This window comes from Marinobacter sp. M3C (genome assembly GCF_023311895.1).
Classification (GTDB): domain Bacteria; phylum Pseudomonadota; class Gammaproteobacteria; order Pseudomonadales; family Oleiphilaceae; genus Marinobacter.
The window spans coordinates 623,400-643,354 of record NZ_CP092284.1 but is presented as its reverse complement, the minus strand read 5'-3'; the positions used below and the strand labels follow the sequence as shown (position 1 = coordinate 643,354).

Below are 19,955 nucleotides of genomic sequence, written 5' to 3'. Positions count from 1 at the left end.
CCCCGTGCTGCCAGACACACGGACAAAAGCCGGTTTGGAGTTACCTGTTTTCGGAATGACGCCGAGGATAACGTACACCTCTTTAAGATCACTGTCCTAATAGAGCGCATCGGAAACCTTCACGCGAGCTTCCTCGTTAACGCAAAGTCCTGATCCAAAATATTCAGATAACCGCAACATTTCGGCGTTCAGGATCACCCTTAGATGCCGCCAACGAATGTGAGCATTGGCCAGAGCGATCAACAACCTGGGTTCTACCACTGCCATGTCCGGGATTAGCCAGAAGTCTTTGAGTTGTTCTTAAACGCGCCAACTATGTTGACGGGCTCCGTCATACCCCAGCGACAGGCTCGTGTTCACACAACCAAATTGTGAAGATCTAAAATGGATCTGAAATATCGTGAAAGAGATCATCAGAAAAATTAATAGAATCCGTATCGCAAAACGACGAATCTGTTCCGTACGTGTTACCGCCGACATCAAATCCGCCGATCCCGTCTCCCATCATGGGTAGCCCACTCGCAGGATTAATAGAATGATAATTTGAGAAAGCGTCACTGTCCCAAAGATCCAACTCGTCTGATTCGGGTTCGAATCCAGTTTCTGAGTTATCGCTCACATCATTTTCATTAACGAATTCTTGAAAGGTGCTTACAAGGATCCCTGCGATCACGCCAACAATTAATCCGTTTATTCCCAGTAGAAAAAATCCAAATGTGCTTGTAGCCAATGTCACAAATAAACACGTCATCATCAAATCCCCTTAACGTGTCAGTATCGGTTGATGTCTAACATACAATAAGCTTTCATAGGTGCAAGTAGTTTATACAAAATTTTTAGCATATTTATTAGAGAGATTTTTCAATTTGTGTCAATTTTGTAAACAATATCTTCTAGTATTCTATTAAATTAGGGGCTGTTGACGTTTCATTACATCGGCAGCCATAAAAACCCACACGCGCCATGGCCACGACGCTTTGATAGTTGCGTTTCAATTTGTCATAGCGTGTCGCCAGACCGCGAAAATGCTTCAGGCGCGCAAAGGCATTTTCCACTAAATGGCGGTGGCGATACAGCGGCCAATCCATGTCCGCATTGCCTATGACGGAATTCGACTTTCTTGGAATCACGGCGTTGGCACCCTTGCTGTTAATCTGTTCGCGAATTTTGCTACTGTCATAGCCTTTATCCGCGATCACTGCTGTGGCGGGCGGCAATGGCTCAATTAATTCGCTGGCCGCTGTGCTGTCATGAATCTCGCCGCCGGTCACTGAAAACTCAATCGGTAAGCCGTAACTATCGACGGCCAAATGAATTTTTGTGGTATTGCCCGCACGACTTTTACCAATGGCTTGTGGCTCAACACCTCTTGCGCCGGCGCTGTGCTGGTGGGCTTTGACGTAACTGCCATCAATAAATTCCCACTCAGTATCCGGCTCACTGACAAGCTTTTTGAACAGTGCCAACCATTTACCCTTTTTTGACCACTCATTGAACTTCTTGTAAATCGAGTTCCACCGGCCGAAGCATGGGGGCAAGTCCCGCCATGGACAGCCCACTCGCAGTCGGTAAAACATGCCTTCGACCGTCATCCGCAAGTCGCGCTTGTTATAAATATTTTCTTGAAGCATCATTCCTTTTAGCTTCGACCAGTGCTCATCAGTGAGCATACGTCGGGGCATAGCAAGCTCGTTTTGTTTTGGTGTCGGAACCTGAATATTACGAGCTTGCTCCTTTTATTCAATCACTTGCGCCCAAACGTCAACAGCCCCTAGTATGGCTTTCTTTTTCGTACTAGTTGCTTCGCTAAAATTATAAATATATTAATAATGAAAACCCCAATACATACCTGTGATTTATTTGTTTATGAAAAAATTATCAATAATCCTCAGGTTCTACGGAAATAAAATCAAATCTAAATCCGAGTCTTGCCTGAATTTCAGCGGACCTACCAACAAATTCTCTTACTTTTTTAAATAAAAATTCGGGTAACATCCACTCAATAAAAGTTCCTGATATCTTAATTTTTGGTGTGAGGGATGTGTACTCTCTCGAAGAAAAATTCTTATCCTCATCTATGCAGATGAACTGCACATTTATCGACTTTAACAGTAACGCCTCCTGAAAAGATTCGGCGATCACAAAGCTAATATTTTCCAGTGTATTCTGAGCACTGACAAGACGAAATTTAACGTCGTCGTATGAAAACACTGCTTTATAAACAGAATTTGAGGACGAATCAATAAGCGACTTATTAATATATTTTTGCGTCTCTGTGTCAGCAGAGAACATGCAAACCAACTTTACGTTCATAATAATCTCCTGTGTGACCAGTAATATACAGCAATAGGAAGTGAGTTTTTTTCGTCTAATGAGCAGGAAAATGCGTAAACTAAGGTGATGTGTGCGTATGGGCCCATCACTGGTGCCAGAAATATCGACTATTGATAGATTTTTCAGCCTGTATCTGTGGATGAATGTTCCGCACCACCGCTCATCGAACCAAGAATAAATTTTTAGTCTATCCGTGGGTCGCGAACATAGTGTGCGTGTGGAGGGGGTTACTGCTCATTAATGTGCGGGACCCCCCTGGTCCCGACAAGGGGGATGCTAGCGGTTCCATATTTCTAGAAATCAAATTTGGGGGGGTCACGCACAGTTAGATAGGATATGTAGGGGGGGTGCCGCACAAATGTGCACGAGGGGGGGGTCAGGTTCATAGATAGGTTTTGTAAAGCACGGGCAAGAGTTCTTAAATAGAAAATAGAGAGTGCAATGGCAGTGTGGCAGCGAAGAACCTGAGGTCGCCAGAGACAGGTATGTCAGTTGACCGCAATCGGACGCCTTTAACATAGTTGCTCAACGGAATAGATTATATGCAGTAGATTTATCCCCATTGATTCCGTGCCAACGAAGGGGCTGATAGCCCCATCTTTAAACTTGGATAGCTGTATTTTGATGGGCTTTTAGCCCCGTGCTGTAAATGGATCCATTAGTCAACGCTATCCACCCTAAATCGGCTCTGTGCAGCCTCAGGTTGAGAGTTTCTTCTAACACAAGGATTTGTCCGCAAACTGACAGTTAAGGCAACCTGGAGCCGTTGTGCACCGTTTGCGAATACAATCCTAAGCAAGAGAGGACTTGAATTTTCTATTCAACATGGAATCAGCGTTAAACCAGAGTTCTCGGATTAATAGCCCAGAATATTCAGAAATTAGTTGATGCATTCGGAATGCCTGGGTTTTACTGAGCGACCCCGCCCAGATTAATAGCGCCCAATGATTAAAATTCGATATGTTGATCGGCTTTAGATCGTTGTTGATTATTTGTGGGGACTAGGTTGCGCTCTGATTGTAGGCGAATGAACTCGGAGCGTTGGCCATCATGAGTGCGAATCAAAATAGTTAATTCAGCCTCATGAAATTGATCCGAACATTCTGCAGCGTCAATTACCTTTTGTGCTAATTCATTAATGTTATTCATTGGGTTTCTCTTTTTAGTCGGAGGTAAGATAAATTGTCAAAAATCTGTCATATAATTATTCGCCACTCATGAAAGAAATTCCATCCATTATCTGATTTTAAATTACGTTAAAAAGATTAAGTTGGAAGCAAAAAATAGGTTTCGCTATAAAGTCTCGTCACTTGGATATACTAAACAGTAATTAAAAATTGCACGTCCCCGTAAGGAGGTTTTTACGTGACGTGCTGTCGGTGTTTTTAGGCACCGCCGACTGGCCTCTATATGGAACTACCTTACTACAAGTTCAATTAGCAGCAAGAAAATAGTTATTTCCGCAGTGTCGATTAAAATTTATTTAATTGAGAGTTCGTCTATAACCGACATTATCGCCAAGGTTAGGGAGAATAAGTCATAAAGTTTTTAAAGAGGAATGGGCGTGAATGAAAGCATTCTTTTTGTTGTTGAGTTTGATGAGCCTGAGCTGATCATCGACCAGCTCCAGACTCAACCCCGTCTTAACGGGATTAGTGTTGAGCGCCTCATCAAACGTTTGATTTATTACGCAATGATGCCAGCTGATTTGGCTCCCTGCGTATCGGGTGAGAATCTAAACGATCTTTTAGAGAAATGGAGTGTTACGCCCTGCTAAAAGAGAGTCTTAGCACCACTAAAAAAGTCATGAATTCTTGGTGAAGTGGATTGTCCCAGTGACTCTAAAACTCGTGTAACATACTGCGATTCGCGAATCGCTACGGATGATCAATTTCCCAATGCAAGAATTCCGCTATAACAGCGACCTATCCGGTGGCTCTTTGCTAGTCAGGGAGTCCCGTGTCATTGTTGAATTGCTGCTCAACAACGTAACGGACAGCGAATGGCACCAGGCTGTGCATGTGGACAACCGTCTGCAAAAGCGCAGCCCGGCGACAGCAAAACGACTGGCCAGGGTGCTCCGTAAACGCTTGAATCGTTTGGCCCCGCCATTCTGGTACGCGTTGCGTGACGGTGACGACGAACTGGCAACACAAATAGCCTTCGTCGCGGCGCTGGATCGCAACTTGCTGCTCGTGGAGTTTATGGAAACGGTTGTCAGGGATGCCTTTGTGCTGCGAGCAGGGGCGCTGGCTCGCTATCAATGGCTTGATTTTCTGGAGGACCGCGCCTTTAGGGATCCGTCCATAGCTGACCTAGCGGAAATATCGAAAAAGAAAATCGGTCAGGTGGTTTTTCGAATGTTGGCGGAAGTGGGCCTGCTACAAAGCACCCGTACGCTCAAACTCCAACATATCGTGGTCAGGCCAGAGGTAAGCAGCCTGCTGAATAGCAGCCACCGTGACCGAATCCGGGCATGCCTGAATGTCTCTAGCGCGAACCCAGGTTAATAAAGGCGCAGTGACAAAATAATACGATGGAGCGAGAGGCATGAAACAGCCGTTACAGGATCGACTGAATCAGATTCCGGAAAAAATTCTCACCCCGGAATTCTTGCAAGGCCAGGGATTGGGCAATGAAATTGGCTTTTGGATATTCGACTACGCCCCCGAAGAAGAACTCAAAGTGCGGGAGTACCTAGGCTTCCTGACCGGTTTCCTGCAAAAAAAGCACAATCACCTGAACGTGGCGAGCATCAACCTGCTGGAAATAATGCGCGACTATTTGGCCGAGCGAAAATTCTTGGACAAAGCTTGTCAGATGCAGCAGCAGAAAGGCGGCCAGGCGCTGCTGAAAGCGCTCGCTGGACCAATGCATATGGACAAGTTTGCCCCTTACATAATGCAACGGACAAATGCCGCTGAACGCGACATCATTTTGATCCATGGGGTTGGCTCCGTATGGCCAGTGCTGCGTGCGCACAACCTGCTAAACAAACTGCACGCGCTGCTGGGCCACAAGCCCGTTGTGCTTTTTTACCCGGGGGAATACAACGGCCAAAGTTTGACATTGTTCAACCGGATACCCAGCAATAATTATTATCGAGCCTTTTCGTTGGTGCCCTAACGCTGAATCAGCGTGCCCGATACGCTTACAAGGATGACCCGCAATGTTCATTAAAGACCTCTTTTTTAAGCCCCTGGATCGTTCCATCAACGGCGTGGTCAAAGCCGACCAGGCGGACGACGCTACCGTGTGGCAAGAGCTTGAAGAGTACGTCGTCACCAACGAACTGGAAAAGCACTTTCGCGCGTTCTTCGAAAGCTACGGCACCAGTCTGCAAGACCCGTCTATTTCTAATCGAGTGGGTATTTGGATCTCCGGATTTTTTGGCTCGGGCAAATCGCATTTTCTGAAAGTCTTGTCTTATCTGCTGGAAAATAAAGCAGCTCACGACGAACAAGGCGCCACAAAAAACGCGGTCGAGTTTTTTGACGAACAAAAACTTCGCGACGCGATGATTCGTGCAGACGTACAAAAGGCTGCGACGACACCCGCGGACGTCATTCTATTTAACATCGACTCTAAGTCCGGCTCTAACGATGGCGGTAACCCGATCCTGAGCGTTTTTCTGCGGGTGTTTAACGAACATCAGGGCTTCAGCGGTGACCATCCTCATATTGCACACATGGAGCGGCACCTTGAACAAAAAGGCGCCTACCAAGGCTTTAAAGAGGCCTTTGCAGAATCTGCGGGAGTGGACTGGGAAGCCGAACGCGACGGTTACCCGTTCTATCAGGACGATATTGAATCCGCCATTGCCAAAGCGTTGAACCTGTCTGCCGAAGCCGCTCATAAATGGTTTGAAGAATCAGAAGAAACCTTTTCAGTGTCCGTTGAGAATTTCTGCCGCTGGGTGAAAGAGTATCTGGATGCTCGCGGCGCTGAGCACCGAATGGTGTTTATGGTCGACGAAGTAGGGCAGTTCATTGGTTCCGACACCAAATTGATGCTCACCTTGCAGACCATCACCGAAAACCTGGGCACCATTTGTGACGGTCGAGCATGGATTGTGGTGACCTCGCAGGCCGATATGGAGGCTGTGCTTGGCGATCTTAGCTCGTCCAAAGCCAACGATTTTTCCAAAATTGCAGGCCGTTTTAAAACCCGATTATCGTTGTCCAGCTCGAACACCGACGAAGTCATTCAGAAGCGGTTGCTGCGCAAAACGCCAGAAGCAGAAACTGAGCTTCGTGCCGCTTGGGAAAAAAGTGGCGACATCCTGCGTAACCAAATCACCTTTGATCGCTCCGGTCCAACCCTGAAAAACTTCGATGGCGCGGAAAGTTTTGTCGCCAACTATCCATTCGCGCCCTACCATTTTCAGCTGGTGCAAAAAGTCTTTGAAGAAATTCGAAAAATCGGTGCGACCGGCGCTCACCTGGCCTATGGTGAACGCTCCATGTTGGATGCCTTCCAGATGGCAGCGATGAGCCTGGCGGACAAAGACATCGGCGCCTTGGTGCCCATGTATGCCTTTTATCGGTCAGTGGAAGGGTTTCTGGACACAGCGGTAAAGCGCACGATTGACCAAGCCAGTGAAAACTCCAGCCTAGACACGTTTGACGTTCAAATTCTTCGCACCCTGTTCATGATTCGCTACGTGGAACTTATCAAGGGCACGTCGGACAACCTGGTCACCCTGTCCATTGAGAAAATTGACGAAGACAAACTGGCGCTTCGCCGACGCATCGAAGAAACGCTTCAACGGCTGGAGAAAGAAAGCCTGATCACCCGTAACGGTGACGAGTTCGTTTTTCTGACCAACGAAGAGCGTGACATTACCCGTAAGATCAAAGCAACAGACATTGCCAGTTCGGATGAAAACAAAGAGCTGGCCAGCTTGATCTACAAAGACCTGCTAAAAGACAAAAATAAATATCGCTACCATGTTAACAAGACGGACTACAGCATTGGCCGCTACCTAGACGGCCACACGCTGGATGGCCGCTACGAATCGGATTTAAGAGTCGAGATTGTTTCCCCGCTGGATCTGGATTACGCCCAATACAGCGAAGCAGGCTGCATCAACAAATCTACTGATGGCGCAGCGGGCCAGGCCGTTATCAAACTGCCAGACGACAAAATCTTCTTTCAGGAGCTGCGAATCTGGCTCAAAACCAACAAGTTCATTCGCCTCAACGACGACGGCAACAACACCGACCTTAGCCGTATCCTGGCAGACCGTGGCCGCGAGAATCAGGAGCGGCGAAAGCGCCTGCGCCACACCATGGAAGACATGCTGTTACGCGCCGAGTGCTATTCCTTGGGCCAGCACTTGCAGTTATCGACCAGCAGCCTCGCCGTGCGTTTCGATGACACCTGCGAGTACGTATTAGAAAATACCTACACCAAACTCGGCTTTCTGAAAGTGCTTCAGCAAGACCCGTTGCGCGAATTGAGCGCTGTGCTCACCGTCGATGACATTGGCCAGATGGGTATGGCATTGGATGGGGAAGAAGGTAATCCCCAGGCCGTGAAGGAAGTGGAACAATTTATCATGCTCCGTACGGACGGCGATGAACGTTTGCTGGTGAGCGATATTATTGATCGATTTGCAGCCCGCCCATACGGCTGGCCAGATGGGGAAATTTTGCTGATTCTAGGCCGCCTGGCTGCGACGGGTCGGATTTCATTTCATACCGGTGGCCCCTCCAAACCGCTGAACGACGTGTTCGAGTACCTGAACAACAGCCGTCGGCGTCGGGAGATTTCGGTTCAAAAAAAGCGCCAGACAGACGACGCGATTCTCAAGAAAACTCGCAACTTGTCCCGCGACTTGTTCAATGCCTTGGGGCCCGACACGGAAAAAGAACTGTTCGAGTTTTATTGCAGCCATTTTAATCAGTGGCTGACCAACCTGCGCAGCTACAAAAGCAAAACCGATGTGGGCCGGTTCCCCGGTAAACAGGTGATTGAAGGCTCCATCCTCAGGCTGGAGCGCCTGATGGCCAATCGTGAGAGCTTCGATTTTTTCAAAACCGTCATCGACAATAAAAATGATTACCTGGAACTGGAAGAAGATTACCGCGACATCCACGAATTTTTCAGCAATCAACTTCACAGTTGGCAGCAATTACAAAGGGCGCTTAACCACTTTGAAAAAAATCAGCAGGCTCTGCAGAAAAACGACTCAGCCAGCAAAGCCCTAGCGGAGCTGAAGCACATCGATAAGGCAGAATCGCCATACGGCCTGCTGCATAAAGTCGTCAGCCTGGTGGAAACGGTTGAGGCGGTGAACACCGCCATTGTGAGGGAAAAACGCGAACACGCATTGGCGCGGGTAGAAGAAAAAATACAACAGCTTCAGGCTGAGATCATTAAAAGCGGAATTGTCACTGCGGATTTGAGCAATCGCCTGTTGCGACCGCTGCAGCTAATAAAAGAAGACCTGACCGGCGAAACCAGCATCGCCACGATCTATATGCTGCAAACCCAGACAGCTCAAGAAAAACTGGACGATAGTCTGTTCAACCTGGAGCAAGCGGCGCATGTCGAGGCTGAAAAGCAAGCGAAAGCCCAAAGAGATGCACAAGACGGTGCTGGAACCTACACTCACAAGCCATCACCAGATTCATCACCCAAGCCCGCACCCGTGGCTATGCCCAAGCCTGTGGTGGATGTGAGTGCAGCAAAAGTGTTCAGCAAACTCGCCAGTGGTGTCTACCTGGAAAAGCAGGAAGACGTCGATAAGTTTGTCGCTGCCTTAAAGGAAGAGCTGCAAAAAGCCATCAAAGAAGGCGGCCGAGTGCGCCTGAAGTAAGGAAGTCCGTTGGTTTACTATGGCTTTTTGTGTAAAAAAAATAGTAGATTAAGGGTTAAGTGTAAAAAAAGTGTGTTGAGTGTAAAAAAAGTGGGCTTACGGGGCGGGCAAGAATAAACATGCAGTACATTGGCTACGCACATATTATCCACCATGCTGGCATCCCAGCTATGCAACCTGCAATGGTAGCAGAAGTGCGATCGGTTACCCGTAAGGAAATCATCGGCAACACGATCGCGGTGCCGGCCAAGCTTGCCCTTGAGAACAGTGACCTGCTGGGGCACGTCCTGTTTGCGCTCAAACATGAGGGTGTCAACCTTCAGGTTCTTGCACCGGTGCTGCCCAAAATATCCGAACCAGAAATTCGCAGCGCGTTCGACGCATCGCCAAATAGCCAGTATCTGCGCAAGGCCTGTTTCTTGTGGGAACACTTCACTGGCCAGGTCGTACAACGCGGCACTGCGGCGATCAAACAAGCCTATATTCCGCTCTTTAATCCTAAACAGTACATCACCGGGAGGGGCGTGAAACATCCGCGCTGGCGCGTCACCTTCAATGGCCTGGGTACGCTGGATTACTGTGTTACCGTGCGGCGTACCGATTCGTTAGAGACACTGCTTGGTAAAAATTTGCTGCAAAAAGCCGTGGAGTTCACCGATTCATTACCCAAAGACATACTCAACCGAACGCTGGCCTGGGCCTATCTGCACGAAACCAAAGATTCTTACGCCATCGAAAACGAATCCCCGAATGATAACAAGGCTACCCGGTTCGTTGAGCTCCTTAAACAAGCTCACAGTCCCCGAGATCTTGATGAAGATTACTTGGTTGCCCTGCAAAACGCCGTAATCAGCAATGTTTTCTCTAAAGCCGCCTCATTTCGCATCGAGCAAAACTACCTCAGTGACGGACTAAGGGGCGCTTTGGGGGTCACCTACGTGCCGCCAACAGCAGAGTTTAGCAGGGCACTGATGGACGATCTGATGGCATTGGCCAATCACCCTCCTGAAGACGTGGATCCGTTGGTGCTCGCCAGCATCATCGCCTTTGGTTTTGTATTTATACACCCGTTTATGGATGGCAATGGCCGCCTGTCGCGGTTCCTGTTTCATCAGGTGTTGTGCCAAAGAGGTGCCTTGCAAAACGGACTGGTATTGCCAGTTTCAATTGTAATGCGCCAAAACGAAGCCGATTACCTGTCTGTGTTGCAGGACTTTTCCGAGTCCGCGCGCCGGTTTTGGGACGTCACGTTTATCGACGTCAATCAGTTCGTGTTTGAGTTTAAAGGTGATGAGAGTATTTACCGGTATTGGGACGGCACCCGCTGCGTCGAGTTTATGGCCAAGGCGACCGAACAGGCCATAGAGCACCACCTGAAACAAGAAACAGTCTTTTTAGCCCGTTATGACGAGCTTTACCGCCGAATAGATCAGGAATTTGACGTGTCGAACGTCGACCTCTCGCGGCTGGTAATGTTTTGTTTGGACCAGAATGGGAAGATTTCGAAACATCGTCGGAAGCAGTACCAGTACAAAGTACCCGACAGTGTTTTTGACGCGTTGGAAGCCGCCTATCAAGGATTTGTAAAATGAACACCGCCAACATCAAAAAATACGCGCCAAAAGCGCGCAACGTCTTTATTGCTGCGGTTACCAAGCAAGCTGCCCGTTATGGCGTTACCGCCAATGGCATAAAGCCCATAGAGCAGCGGGGCGATGTGACGTTGATTGGTGAACAGGCGTTTCCAAAAGTTGTTTTTCAGCCTCGCAGAGCGCTAGAGCGTGTGGTAGAGCAAATGGGCTTTGGCCAGGCCATGGAACAGGCCGCCTACAGCTGGTTCAACCGCCTGTGCGCCATTCGCTACATGGAAGTGCACGGTTACCTGGATCACGGCCGTCGTGTACTCAGTTCAGCAGATGGCGAAGCCGGCACCCCGCAAATCCTTGACGACTGCCTGGACATCACCCTGCCGGGGCTGAGCCCGGAAACAGTCACCGAACTGAAACTGGACGGAAACAAAGACGAAGAGCTCTACCGCGAGCTGCTGCTAGCTCAGTGCCGCGCCCTACACGACGCCATGCCGTTCCTGTTTGAAGCCGTAGACGATGCCACCGAACTGCTGCTGCCAGACAACCTCACCAAAACCGACTCCCTCATCCGTGAACTGATCAGAGCGATCCCGGAAGACAACTGGCAGGACGTAGAGATCATCGGCTGGCTCTACCAGTTCTATATCTCCGAAAAGAAAGACCAGGTGATGGGCAAAGTCGTCAAAAGCGAAGACATCCCCGCCGCCACCCAACTGTTCACCCCCAACTGGATAGTGCAGTACCTGGTACAAAACTCCGTAGGCCGCCAGTGGCTGCAAACCTACCCGGACAGCCCCCTGCGCAGCCAGATGCCGTACTTCATCGAACCCGGCGAACAACCCCCGGAAGTACAAGCCCAGCTGGCCGACACCGTGCCAGACGTCATAGACCCGGAAAGCATCAAAGTGCTCGATCCCGCCTGCGGCTCTGGCCACATATTGGTGGAAGCGTACAAGGTACTCAAAGCCATCTACGAAGAACGCGGCTACCGCAGCCGGGACATCCCGCAGCAGATCCTGAAGCACAACCTGTTTGGCCTGGACATCGACGACCGGGCAGGGCAGTTGGCCGGCTTCGCACTGATGATGCTGGCAAGGGAAGATGACCGCAGGTTGTTTAGCCGCATAGCCGAAGGCGAAGTCACCCTCAACGTGCTCTCTCTCAAAGAAACCGGCCACCTTAACCTGCCTCAACTCTGGCAGGATCTAAATCTGAGTGGCGACTGGCAGCAGGGTAGCTCCCAGAGTTTGTTTGAAAGCGAGCAAACGGATTTAAGCAGTGCGAGTGCTGATGAGCGCTACCAACTTTTGCAACGTACGCTGGAGCGGTTTGAGGAAGCGAAAACCTTTGGCTCCCTCATCGAAGTACCCGAGGAAGACGCAGCGCCGTTGCAAGCGCTGGTTGAAGAACTGGAACAGTTGGCCCGCACGGGTGACGTAATGCAGAAGCCAGCGGCGGAAACTTTATTGCCTTATGTGAGACAGGCGTGGATTTTGGCGCAGAGATACGATTCAGTCATTGCCAACCCGCCGTACATGGGCAGCAAAGGTATGAACGCTCGCTTAAAGGACTTCGCGAAGAATTCATACCCCCATGCAAAGTCGGATTTGTTTGCCATATTCATTGAACGCGGCTTTGAACTACTTCGACCATTTGGTTTCAACGCAATGGTTACTATGCAAAGCTGGATGTTCCTGTCTTCCTATGAGAGCTTGCGACTAAAGATTCTGAAGGATTCATCAATTGAGTGCATGGTGCACATGGCCAATATGGTCATGGGTATAGCGTTTGGAACCGCTGCAACCGTTTGTAAGAAGGCCGGGAGCTCATTGACTCGCGGAGCCTACTGCTTTGTCGAATATGAGAATATTGGGGACGATGGGCGGCCCGCTCAGTTCCCACCGCTGAACGAGAGAAATCTGAAGGCGGCCAAACAAAATGAGATGGCCGAATGAGTCATACGCTTTCAGACCTCGGCACGGCTTTTCGCAAAGCCAAGGTAGACCTCTACTACTCCACCACCCCTTCATTGTTTGCAATTGCCGACTATGAGGAAAATCTGGAGGACAATCTTCAACGCCTGCAAAAGAAGATCAACGGCAGGTCTACCGCTTGGGTGAAAGACCCCGGCTTTCTCGGCACCTGGACGCTCGCGCCCAAAGCCATCAAGTGTCGAAAAGACAAAGATGCTGGTCTAATCCATGCCTCGCCAGAGGAGGAGTGGACCTGTATCACTAAAACTGAAGACAAGCCCACTGCCGAGTTTCGACTCATGGCGAAATGCAGCATGGATTTCCATGTGCTCTCCGCGCTCTGGATGCTAAAAGTCGGCCACCTCTTCGATGAGCAGCTTAGTAGCAACGTATATGGTGGCCGGCTACGCAGAACAATCGATAACGAAGTAAATGGGCTTTCGCTTGGCTCCTTTAAACCTTACCTGAAGCCGTTTCGTGATTGGCGGGACGGTGCCATTAAGACCATGCGCACAGCGCTGGATGAGAAGAAAAAGATTCTGGCACTCACAGCGGATGTCAGCAGCTTTTATCATCGGCTCGACCCAGGCTTTATGCTCGACGACGACTTTCATGAGCTTGCGGGCGTTGAGTTGGATCAGGCCCAAATAAAGCTGAACAAACTCTTTATCAACGCACTGATTGCCTGGGCAAAGGAAACACCCCTGAAAACCGGCTTGCCCGTGGGGCTACCAGCTTCAGCCGTTGTTGCCAATGCCGCGTTGATCCGCCTTGATCAGTTTATCGAGAAGCAGGTAGTTCCGCTTTACTACGGGCGATACGTGGACGACATTCTGTTGGTGATGGAAAACGCCAGTGATATCAAAACCACGGATCAATTCTGGGAATGGATCTTTAGTCGAGACGGTGGGGCCGACATTCTGGAGTGGGACAAAGGTAGGGAGAGAGAAGACAAGAGCATTCTCTTTCAGCCGCCCTACCTCAAGAACAGTCGCGTAGCGTTCGAGAACAGCAAGAACAAACTGTTCGTTTTGTCAGGTGGACCAGGCAAAGCATTAGTCAATGCCATTTCAGAGCAGGTCAACCAGCGGACCAGTGAGTGGCGATCATTGCCAAATCTGCCAGAAGACCCTGACACGATTGCTACGGATCTCTTGAAAGCTACGAATCATGATGGGGAGCAAGCCGACAACCTGCGGAAGACCGATGCACTGACCTTGCACAGGGCTGGTTTCGCCCTGAACCTGAGAGATTACGAAGCCTACGAGCGGGATCTCCCGCAGAGTGCCTGGAGGGCTCAGCGTCACGCCTTCTTTTCAGCCGTTATTGATCACTTGATTACACCCGTTACCTTCTTCGAGCTGGCGCAATACTTGTCGCGCATCATTCGAATGGCCGTAGCGTGCAAGGATTTCAAGATACTCGGCGATATTCTGAAAAGCCTGCGAAAGTTGATGGAAACGGTCGCCGAAGACTGCCAGCCAGGCATCAAATCAATGAGTTCGGACGCTGAGTTAGATAGCGACGAGATCCTAGCTTGTTGGCAGTCGGCCCTAAATGAGTCTATTACAGAAAACATCATCGCGGCATTGCCCCCGCGATTGGGGGCCTCCACGGTCCGTGAGTGGGATCTGCACGTCAGCTCACACTGGCTCAGAATCACCGAGGCATTATGGCAGGCCGGAGGGATGCACAGCATGTATCCCCAACCAATTAAAGAGCTGGAGGTGTATCACCTTCAGCTCTTTAGCCACGACCTTGCGCACATCCCACTACGCTTTATCGGTCTGCCAAAAGAAATGGTCAGCCGTAGAGGGATTCCCGCTAGAAAACACTTGATCGAATCATCGGTGAATAAGGTTTTGCCAGTTAAGGTTGGTCCGGGCATTAAGATTCTCTCGAAGTGGATCGGCTTGCAAAAGAATATCCCTGTGGGGCTCTACTTCGCCACCCGTCCGTTCAGTCTTCAAGAGCTTTACCTGGTCGCCAAGGGGCCTTTTAAGCAGGAAAATCAGGATGCACTAGCTAAGGTTGTTCTCGCACTGCGAGGCTTCTCACCGAAAGAGCAGAAGATGCCGACCTGGGGCAAGAAGGGGCGCGTGCTGCAGATTCCGGATGGGGAGCCAGCCCCCAAACAAACCGTTGCCGTTGCAAGCTGGAAAACGAGTGACAAAAGCTTCATTGCGGCGGTTATGGGCAAGGCAGACCCGGATAGCCGACGTCGGTATCAACGCCTTAACCGCCTGATCAACGAGCTAATCTCGCGGCCAGATGGTGCAGGCTACCTGGTATTGCCCGAACTAGCCCTACCGACACGGTGGTTCATGCGCATTGCCGATAAGCTCAAAGGCCGGGGTATTTCGTTGATCACTGGAGTCGAATATCTCCACTCAAGGAAGAAAAAGGTCAGAAACCAGGTCTGGGCATCTTTAACCCATGATGGCTTGGGTTTTCCGTCACTTATGGTTTACCGACAGGACAAACTGATTCCGGCGCCCCATGAAGAAGTCGAACTACGCCGTCTGGCAGGAGTTGAAATGGTTCCGGCTGTGCCGTGGGGTAAACCACCCATCATCAAGCACGGCAGCTTCCGCTTTGCCCTGATGGTATGTAGTGAGCTGACCAATATCCGCTACCGTGGAGATCTGAGAGGCAAAGTGGACGCGCTCTTCGTGCCTGAATGGAACAGCGATACCGACACATTTAATGCACTTGTGGAATCCGCAGCGCTGGATATCCATGCCTATATCATCCAATGCAACAACCGCACCTACGGCGACAGCCGTATACGTGCGCCCTATAAAGACCGCTGGAAGCGCGACCTGCTGCGCGTGAAAGGCGGCAACCATGATTACTGCATTACAGGTGAAATCGACATCCTGGCCCTCCGCCAGTTCCAGTCCAGCCACCGCTCACCAAGTGAAGGCTTCAAGCCCGTGCCAGATGGTTTTGCAGAGGATATGGCGTCCGACAGAAAAATATTGCCTAAAGGGGGAGCGTAATGAGCCAGGAAAAAACAAAGGACATGGTGAAGTATTTTTACCGAGCCTCTGCCGCGGATTTCATGAAGATTCCCGGTGGGCCGGTGGCCTATTGGGCAAACCCAATCCTTCGTACGGTTTTTGGAAAGTACCCAAAACTGTCCGATTTGGCCCATGTTAAGCAGGGTCTTGCTACAGCAGACAATGACAGATTTCTTCGTCTTTGGTTTGAAGTCTCCGCAAAAAGAATGGCTCTTTCCTGTGACTCGCGCGAGGAGTCTGCCCAATTAAATGCACGGTGGTTTCCCCATTCAAAAGGGGGCGAGTTCAGAAAATGGTATGGTAATCGAGTGTGGTTAGTGAACTGGGAGAACGATGGAGAAGAATTGCTGGCTTTTCGGCCTCGCTCAGTTATCCGTAGTCCCGATAGATATTTCGAACCGTGCCTTTCTTGGACTCTAATTTCAAGCTCATCTACGGCATTTCGGTACGAGCCAACAGGAAATATTATCGGCCATAAAGGGCCGGGAGTCTTTTGCGAGCAGGACCTAAAAGTTTTGGCCGCTTTCCTTAACAGTAAGGTCGCCCTGTACATCTTGTCGATCATTGCTCCGACCATAGGGTTCGAAGTCGGGCAAATTTCGCTTTTACCTATTGTACCGGTTCGGGCCGAGGCCGATCGGTTAATTGACATTACAGCCGAGGATTGGGACGCGTATGAAGTTTCATGGGATTTCGCGTCTTCTCCTCTGCTGTCTGACGATCAAGCGAAGACGATCGAGCATCAGTATCGAAATCTCCGAGCCGGATGGGAAGAGACTATTTTAGAGGTGCAAAGGCTAGAAGAAGAAAACAATGAAAATTTCATTTGTGCCTATGGATTGGAAGATGAGCTAACTCCTAATGTGTCCTTAGAAGAAGTCACACTGAGTTGTAATCCTCACTACCGTTATGGGGGTGATAGATCCACAGAGGAGCTGGAGAATATCCTTCAGTGCGACACCTTAGCGGAGTTTTTATCGTACACAATCGGCTGTATTATGGGCCGTTACTCTATGGACAAGCCCGGCCTGATCCTCGCCAGCCCAGGCGAAACCCTTCAGGACTACCTGCATCAAATTTCGGAACCGCAATTCGCCCCGGACGACGATGCCATCCTGCCGCTCACCGATCAGGAATGGTTCGCTGACGACGCCACCAACCGTTTCTGCGAATTTGTCCGTGTGGTGTGGGGCGACGAGGGTATCGAGGAAAATCTTGATTTCGTCGCAGAAAGTCTCTGCCTGCACGCCATCAACCCCAAGCGTGGCGAATCCGCCCTCGACACTATTCGCCGCTACCTGAGCACCCAGTTCTTCAAAGACCACCTGCGCACCTACAAGAAGCGCCCTATCTACTGGTTGTTCAGCTCCGGCAAACACAAAGCTTTCGAGTGCCTGGTTTACCTGCACCGCTACAACGAAGGCACGTTGGCGCGCATGCGCACCGAATACGTTATCCCCCTCAGCGCCAAACTCAACGCCTACGCTGAAAAGCTGGAACAAGACAAAGACGCCAGCACCTCCACCGCCGAAACCAAGCGCCTGGAAAAAGAAATTTCCACCCTGTACAAACAACAGACCGAACTCGCCGAATTTGATGAAAAACTCCGCCACCACGCCGACCAACGCATCAGCCTGGATCTGGATGATGGGGTGAAGGTGAATTATGGTAGGTTTGGGGATTTGTTGGCTGAGGTTAAGGCTGTGACGGGGCAGAAGTGATGGATGATTTTTGGGGATATTTAGTCACTTCGCTATTAGTTATGGGAGGAATTCTCCACTTTAGTGTCAAGCGCGGAGTGCAGGCGTGGTTTGATTCGAAATTGGCGGTTTTGGGCGCTGACTTACAGAGTGATATTAGTGATCGTCAAAACTTAAACGCTATTTCACAGCCAACGTTTGAAAAAATATTTTCAAAAAAAGTTGATGTCTACACTGAGCTGTCGAAAATGAGGAACGAATTTACTCGGTACAAGAATGAAAGCTACGAATTGGAGCACGGAGACTTGTTTGAAGACGTTACGGAGCGGTTCGCGGGATTTTTCGCGCGTTGCAGAGAAGTAATTGAGGCGAACAAGCTCTACATTTCGAGCGAGCTAGCTGAACGATATGACACGTGGTATGGCGTCGCACATCCCTTTTACAAGCAATCGGTTATGGATGGATACAATGCCCATCAAAATAGCTTTGATGACGAGCACGGAAGAATGATCGTTTACTACGCAGAGTTAGGCGGAAAATCCGCGATGGTTGAGAAAACTATGCCGCAGATGGAGGCAATCTTTGCCCAGATAGATACTGATATATCGAGAATTCGGGATTACGTTGAACTGGCGATCAGTGCGAAGCCAGCGGCTTAGGAGCCCGGCGCTCTTTGCCTAAAAGCTTGAAACGCCACTTGATAGTAGTAATGGAATGCGCAGGGGTAAGGGCCAGCTAAAGTAAGAGATAAAAATTGGAGTAATTATGTATCAGGCAGGCGGTACCATCGCATTGTTGATGGATCAGGTGAAGAAACACGAGTTGATTCTTCCGGCAATCCAGAGGGAGTTTGTCTGGAAGCCAGAGCAGATCTGCAATCTGTTTGATAGTCTGCTTCAAGGCTATCCTTTTGGAGTGTTTTTATTTTGGCGAATACTGCCGGAGAACCGAGGCAAGTACCGGTTCTACGACTTTGTGACGGACTATCACCAGCGTGACAATCCGCACTGTCCGCCGTTAAAAAACCTCCCAGAACGTGAACTGGTTGCTGTGCTTGATGGTCAGCAGCGCATAACAGCGCTGAATATTGGCTTGCGCGGATCCTATAGTCAGAAGGTTCACGGTAAGTGGTGGTCGAGTTCAGATGCGTTTCCCTTAAAGCGCCTGTACATCAACCTGCTCGGTCAAGCAGAGGAAGAAACCGGCAGTCAGTACCAGTTCGAATTCCTTACAGACAAGCAGTCCAAAGATAGGGCTGACGACGCGTATTGGTTCCGTGTTGGTAGGATTCTTGAAGAAGATAGGGATGATCTTAACGATGAACTCAATGATGACTGGAAAGGCGACAGAGATGTTTTGAAATCCGCCCGAGGTGTTTTGAGGCACCTAGTCACCACAATCTTTGATAAAGACAAAATCGCTTACTACGAGGAGAAGGACCAGGATCTGGAGCGGGTTCTCAACATTTTCATACGAATGAATAGTGGTGGAACCATTCTCTCGTACTCGGATCTGCTCCTGTCTATAGCTGTTGCCCAGTGGAATAACCTTGATGCACGTGAAGAGATCCATGCCCTTGTTGATGAGATGAATGAGACTGGCGATGGATTCTCTTACAGCAAGGATCTCGTTCTGAAAGCGGGCCTGATGCTGTCAGACATTGGCAGCGTCGGGTTCAAAGTAGAGAACTTCAACAAAGCCAATATGGCTATTCTGGAAGAGAACTGGTCGGATATCCGGAACGCTCTTCTGCTCGCCACTGAACTTCTGGCGACTTTTGGCTTCAACTCTCAAAACCTTCGAGCCGATAGTGTGATTTTGCCAATAGCCTATTACTTGTATGCGCGGAAACTCGATGGTGGCTACTTGTCCCGATCGGAATTTGCGAAAGACCGTGAGTCCCTGAGGCAGTGGTTGATCAAATCGCTTCTTAAGGCATCGGGGATCTGGGGAAGTGGTCTGGATACGCTCCTGACCGGCTTGCGGAGGGTTCTACAGGAGGAAGGGCAGTCAGGGTTCCCTGCCGATAAGCTGGGTTCGGTTATGGCTTCCCGAGGGAAATCCCTTCACTTTGTCGACGAAGAGATCGAGGAACTTGCCGAACTGGAATACGGTGGAAAAAGAACCTTCGCTCTTCTTTCACTCCTATTTCCCGGATTTGATTTTTCCCGGCATTTTCACGTGGACCATATCTATCCCAAAGGCCTGTTCTCAACAAGCAAGCTGAAAAAAGCGGGAGTACCGGAGGAAAAAATAGAGGACTTCAAGGCGTGGTCAAACCGGTTGCCGAATCTCCAATTGCTCGAAGGCACTATCAACAACGAGAAACGTCAGAAAATGCCGTCAGAGTGGTACGAGATCGCCTGGCCAGACCCTGATGCACATCTGCGTCACCTGCATTCCCAAGGCATAGATCTGTTACCTGACGATATCAAGAGGTTTGACGACTTCTACGCGCAGAGAAAGGCGTTTTTGATGAGCAGAATCCAGCAAGTGGTGAACAGCTAGAAGAT

At 49.7% G+C, this 19,955-nt stretch carries 14 protein-coding genes; 10 read left to right on the top strand and 4 right to left on the bottom strand.

Annotation, left to right across the window (positions count from 1 at the left end; translation table 11 throughout):
- Nucleotides 1-379: 379 nt before the first annotated feature.
- The 4 genes from MIH18_RS02810 to MIH18_RS02795 all read right to left on the bottom strand — a co-directional run bounded on the left by MIH18_RS02810 (nucleotide 380) and on the right by MIH18_RS02795 (nucleotide 3,483).
- Nucleotides 380-736 (bottom strand): hypothetical protein, encoded by a 357-nt coding sequence (locus MIH18_RS02810; RefSeq protein ID WP_249013868.1) that lies wholly within the window; start codon nucleotides 734-736, stop codon nucleotides 380-382.
- A gap of 194 nt (nucleotides 737-930) precedes the next feature.
- Nucleotides 931-1,682 (bottom strand): IS5 family transposase gene (locus tag MIH18_RS02805; RefSeq protein WP_249013867.1). Its coding sequence is split into 2 segments (ribosomal slippage): nucleotides 931-960 and nucleotides 963-1,682, totalling 750 coding nucleotides; the frame shifts between segments, so codons are not numbered across the junction.
- 196 nt (nucleotides 1,683-1,878) lie between these two features.
- Nucleotides 1,879-2,313, bottom strand: a complete 435-nt coding sequence (locus tag MIH18_RS02800; protein WP_249013866.1) for a hypothetical protein — start codon at nucleotides 2,311-2,313, stop codon at nucleotides 1,879-1,881.
- 969 nt (nucleotides 2,314-3,282) lie between these two features.
- Complete coding sequence (locus MIH18_RS02795) at nucleotides 3,283-3,483, bottom strand: hypothetical protein (RefSeq protein WP_249013865.1); 201 nt, start codon at nucleotides 3,481-3,483, stop codon at nucleotides 3,283-3,285.
- A gap of 415 nt (nucleotides 3,484-3,898) precedes the next feature.
- Between MIH18_RS02795 and MIH18_RS02790 the strand changes: the two genes are divergently transcribed.
- From MIH18_RS02790 to MIH18_RS02745, 10 genes are all read left to right on the top strand, one after another.
- Complete coding sequence (locus tag MIH18_RS02790) at nucleotides 3,899-4,111, top strand: hypothetical protein (RefSeq protein ID WP_249013864.1); 213 nt, start codon at nucleotides 3,899-3,901, stop codon at nucleotides 4,109-4,111.
- 106 nt (nucleotides 4,112-4,217) lie between these two features.
- A complete protein-coding gene (locus MIH18_RS02785; protein ID WP_249013863.1) occupies nucleotides 4,218-4,844 on the top strand; it encodes a DUF1819 family protein in 627 nt (208 codons plus the stop codon).
- Nucleotides 4,845-4,884: 40 nt separating this feature from the next.
- Complete coding sequence (locus MIH18_RS02780; protein ID WP_249013862.1) at nucleotides 4,885-5,460, top strand: DUF1788 domain-containing protein; 576 nt, start codon at nucleotides 4,885-4,887, stop codon at nucleotides 5,458-5,460.
- A gap of 43 nt (nucleotides 5,461-5,503) precedes the next feature.
- The gene (gene brxC, locus MIH18_RS02775) at nucleotides 5,504-9,157 is read left to right on the top strand and encodes a BREX system P-loop protein BrxC (protein ID WP_249013861.1); all 3,654 of its coding nucleotides are present in this window, start codon (nucleotides 5,504-5,506) and stop codon (nucleotides 9,155-9,157) included.
- A 170-nt stretch (nucleotides 9,158-9,327) separates the two neighbouring features.
- A complete protein-coding gene (locus tag MIH18_RS02770) occupies nucleotides 9,328-10,749 on the top strand; it encodes a Fic family protein (protein ID WP_249013860.1) in 1,422 nt (473 codons plus the stop codon).
- The gene (gene pglX, locus MIH18_RS02765) at nucleotides 10,746-12,701 is read left to right on the top strand and encodes a BREX-1 system adenine-specific DNA-methyltransferase PglX (RefSeq protein WP_249013859.1); all 1,956 of its coding nucleotides are present in this window, start codon (nucleotides 10,746-10,748) and stop codon (nucleotides 12,699-12,701) included. The genes MIH18_RS02770 and pglX (MIH18_RS02765) overlap by 4 nt, the downstream gene beginning before the upstream one ends.
- The gene (locus tag MIH18_RS02760; protein WP_249013858.1) at nucleotides 12,698-15,721 is read left to right on the top strand and encodes a reverse transcriptase domain-containing protein; all 3,024 of its coding nucleotides are present in this window, start codon (nucleotides 12,698-12,700) and stop codon (nucleotides 15,719-15,721) included. The genes pglX (MIH18_RS02765) and MIH18_RS02760 overlap by 4 nt, the downstream gene beginning before the upstream one ends.
- A complete protein-coding gene (gene pglX / locus MIH18_RS02755) occupies nucleotides 15,721-17,463 on the top strand; it encodes a BREX-1 system adenine-specific DNA-methyltransferase PglX (protein WP_249013857.1) in 1,743 nt (580 codons plus the stop codon). Before MIH18_RS02760 ends, pglX (MIH18_RS02755) begins: the two co-directional genes overlap by 1 nt.
- Nucleotides 17,463-18,101, top strand: a complete 639-nt coding sequence (locus MIH18_RS02750) for a hypothetical protein (protein WP_249013856.1) — start codon at nucleotides 17,463-17,465, stop codon at nucleotides 18,099-18,101. Before pglX (MIH18_RS02755) ends, MIH18_RS02750 begins: the two co-directional genes overlap by 1 nt.
- A 106-nt stretch (nucleotides 18,102-18,207) precedes the next feature.
- A complete protein-coding gene (locus MIH18_RS02745; RefSeq protein ID WP_249013855.1) occupies nucleotides 18,208-19,950 on the top strand; it encodes a DUF262 domain-containing protein in 1,743 nt (580 codons plus the stop codon).
- Nucleotides 19,951-19,955 lie beyond the last annotated feature (5 nt).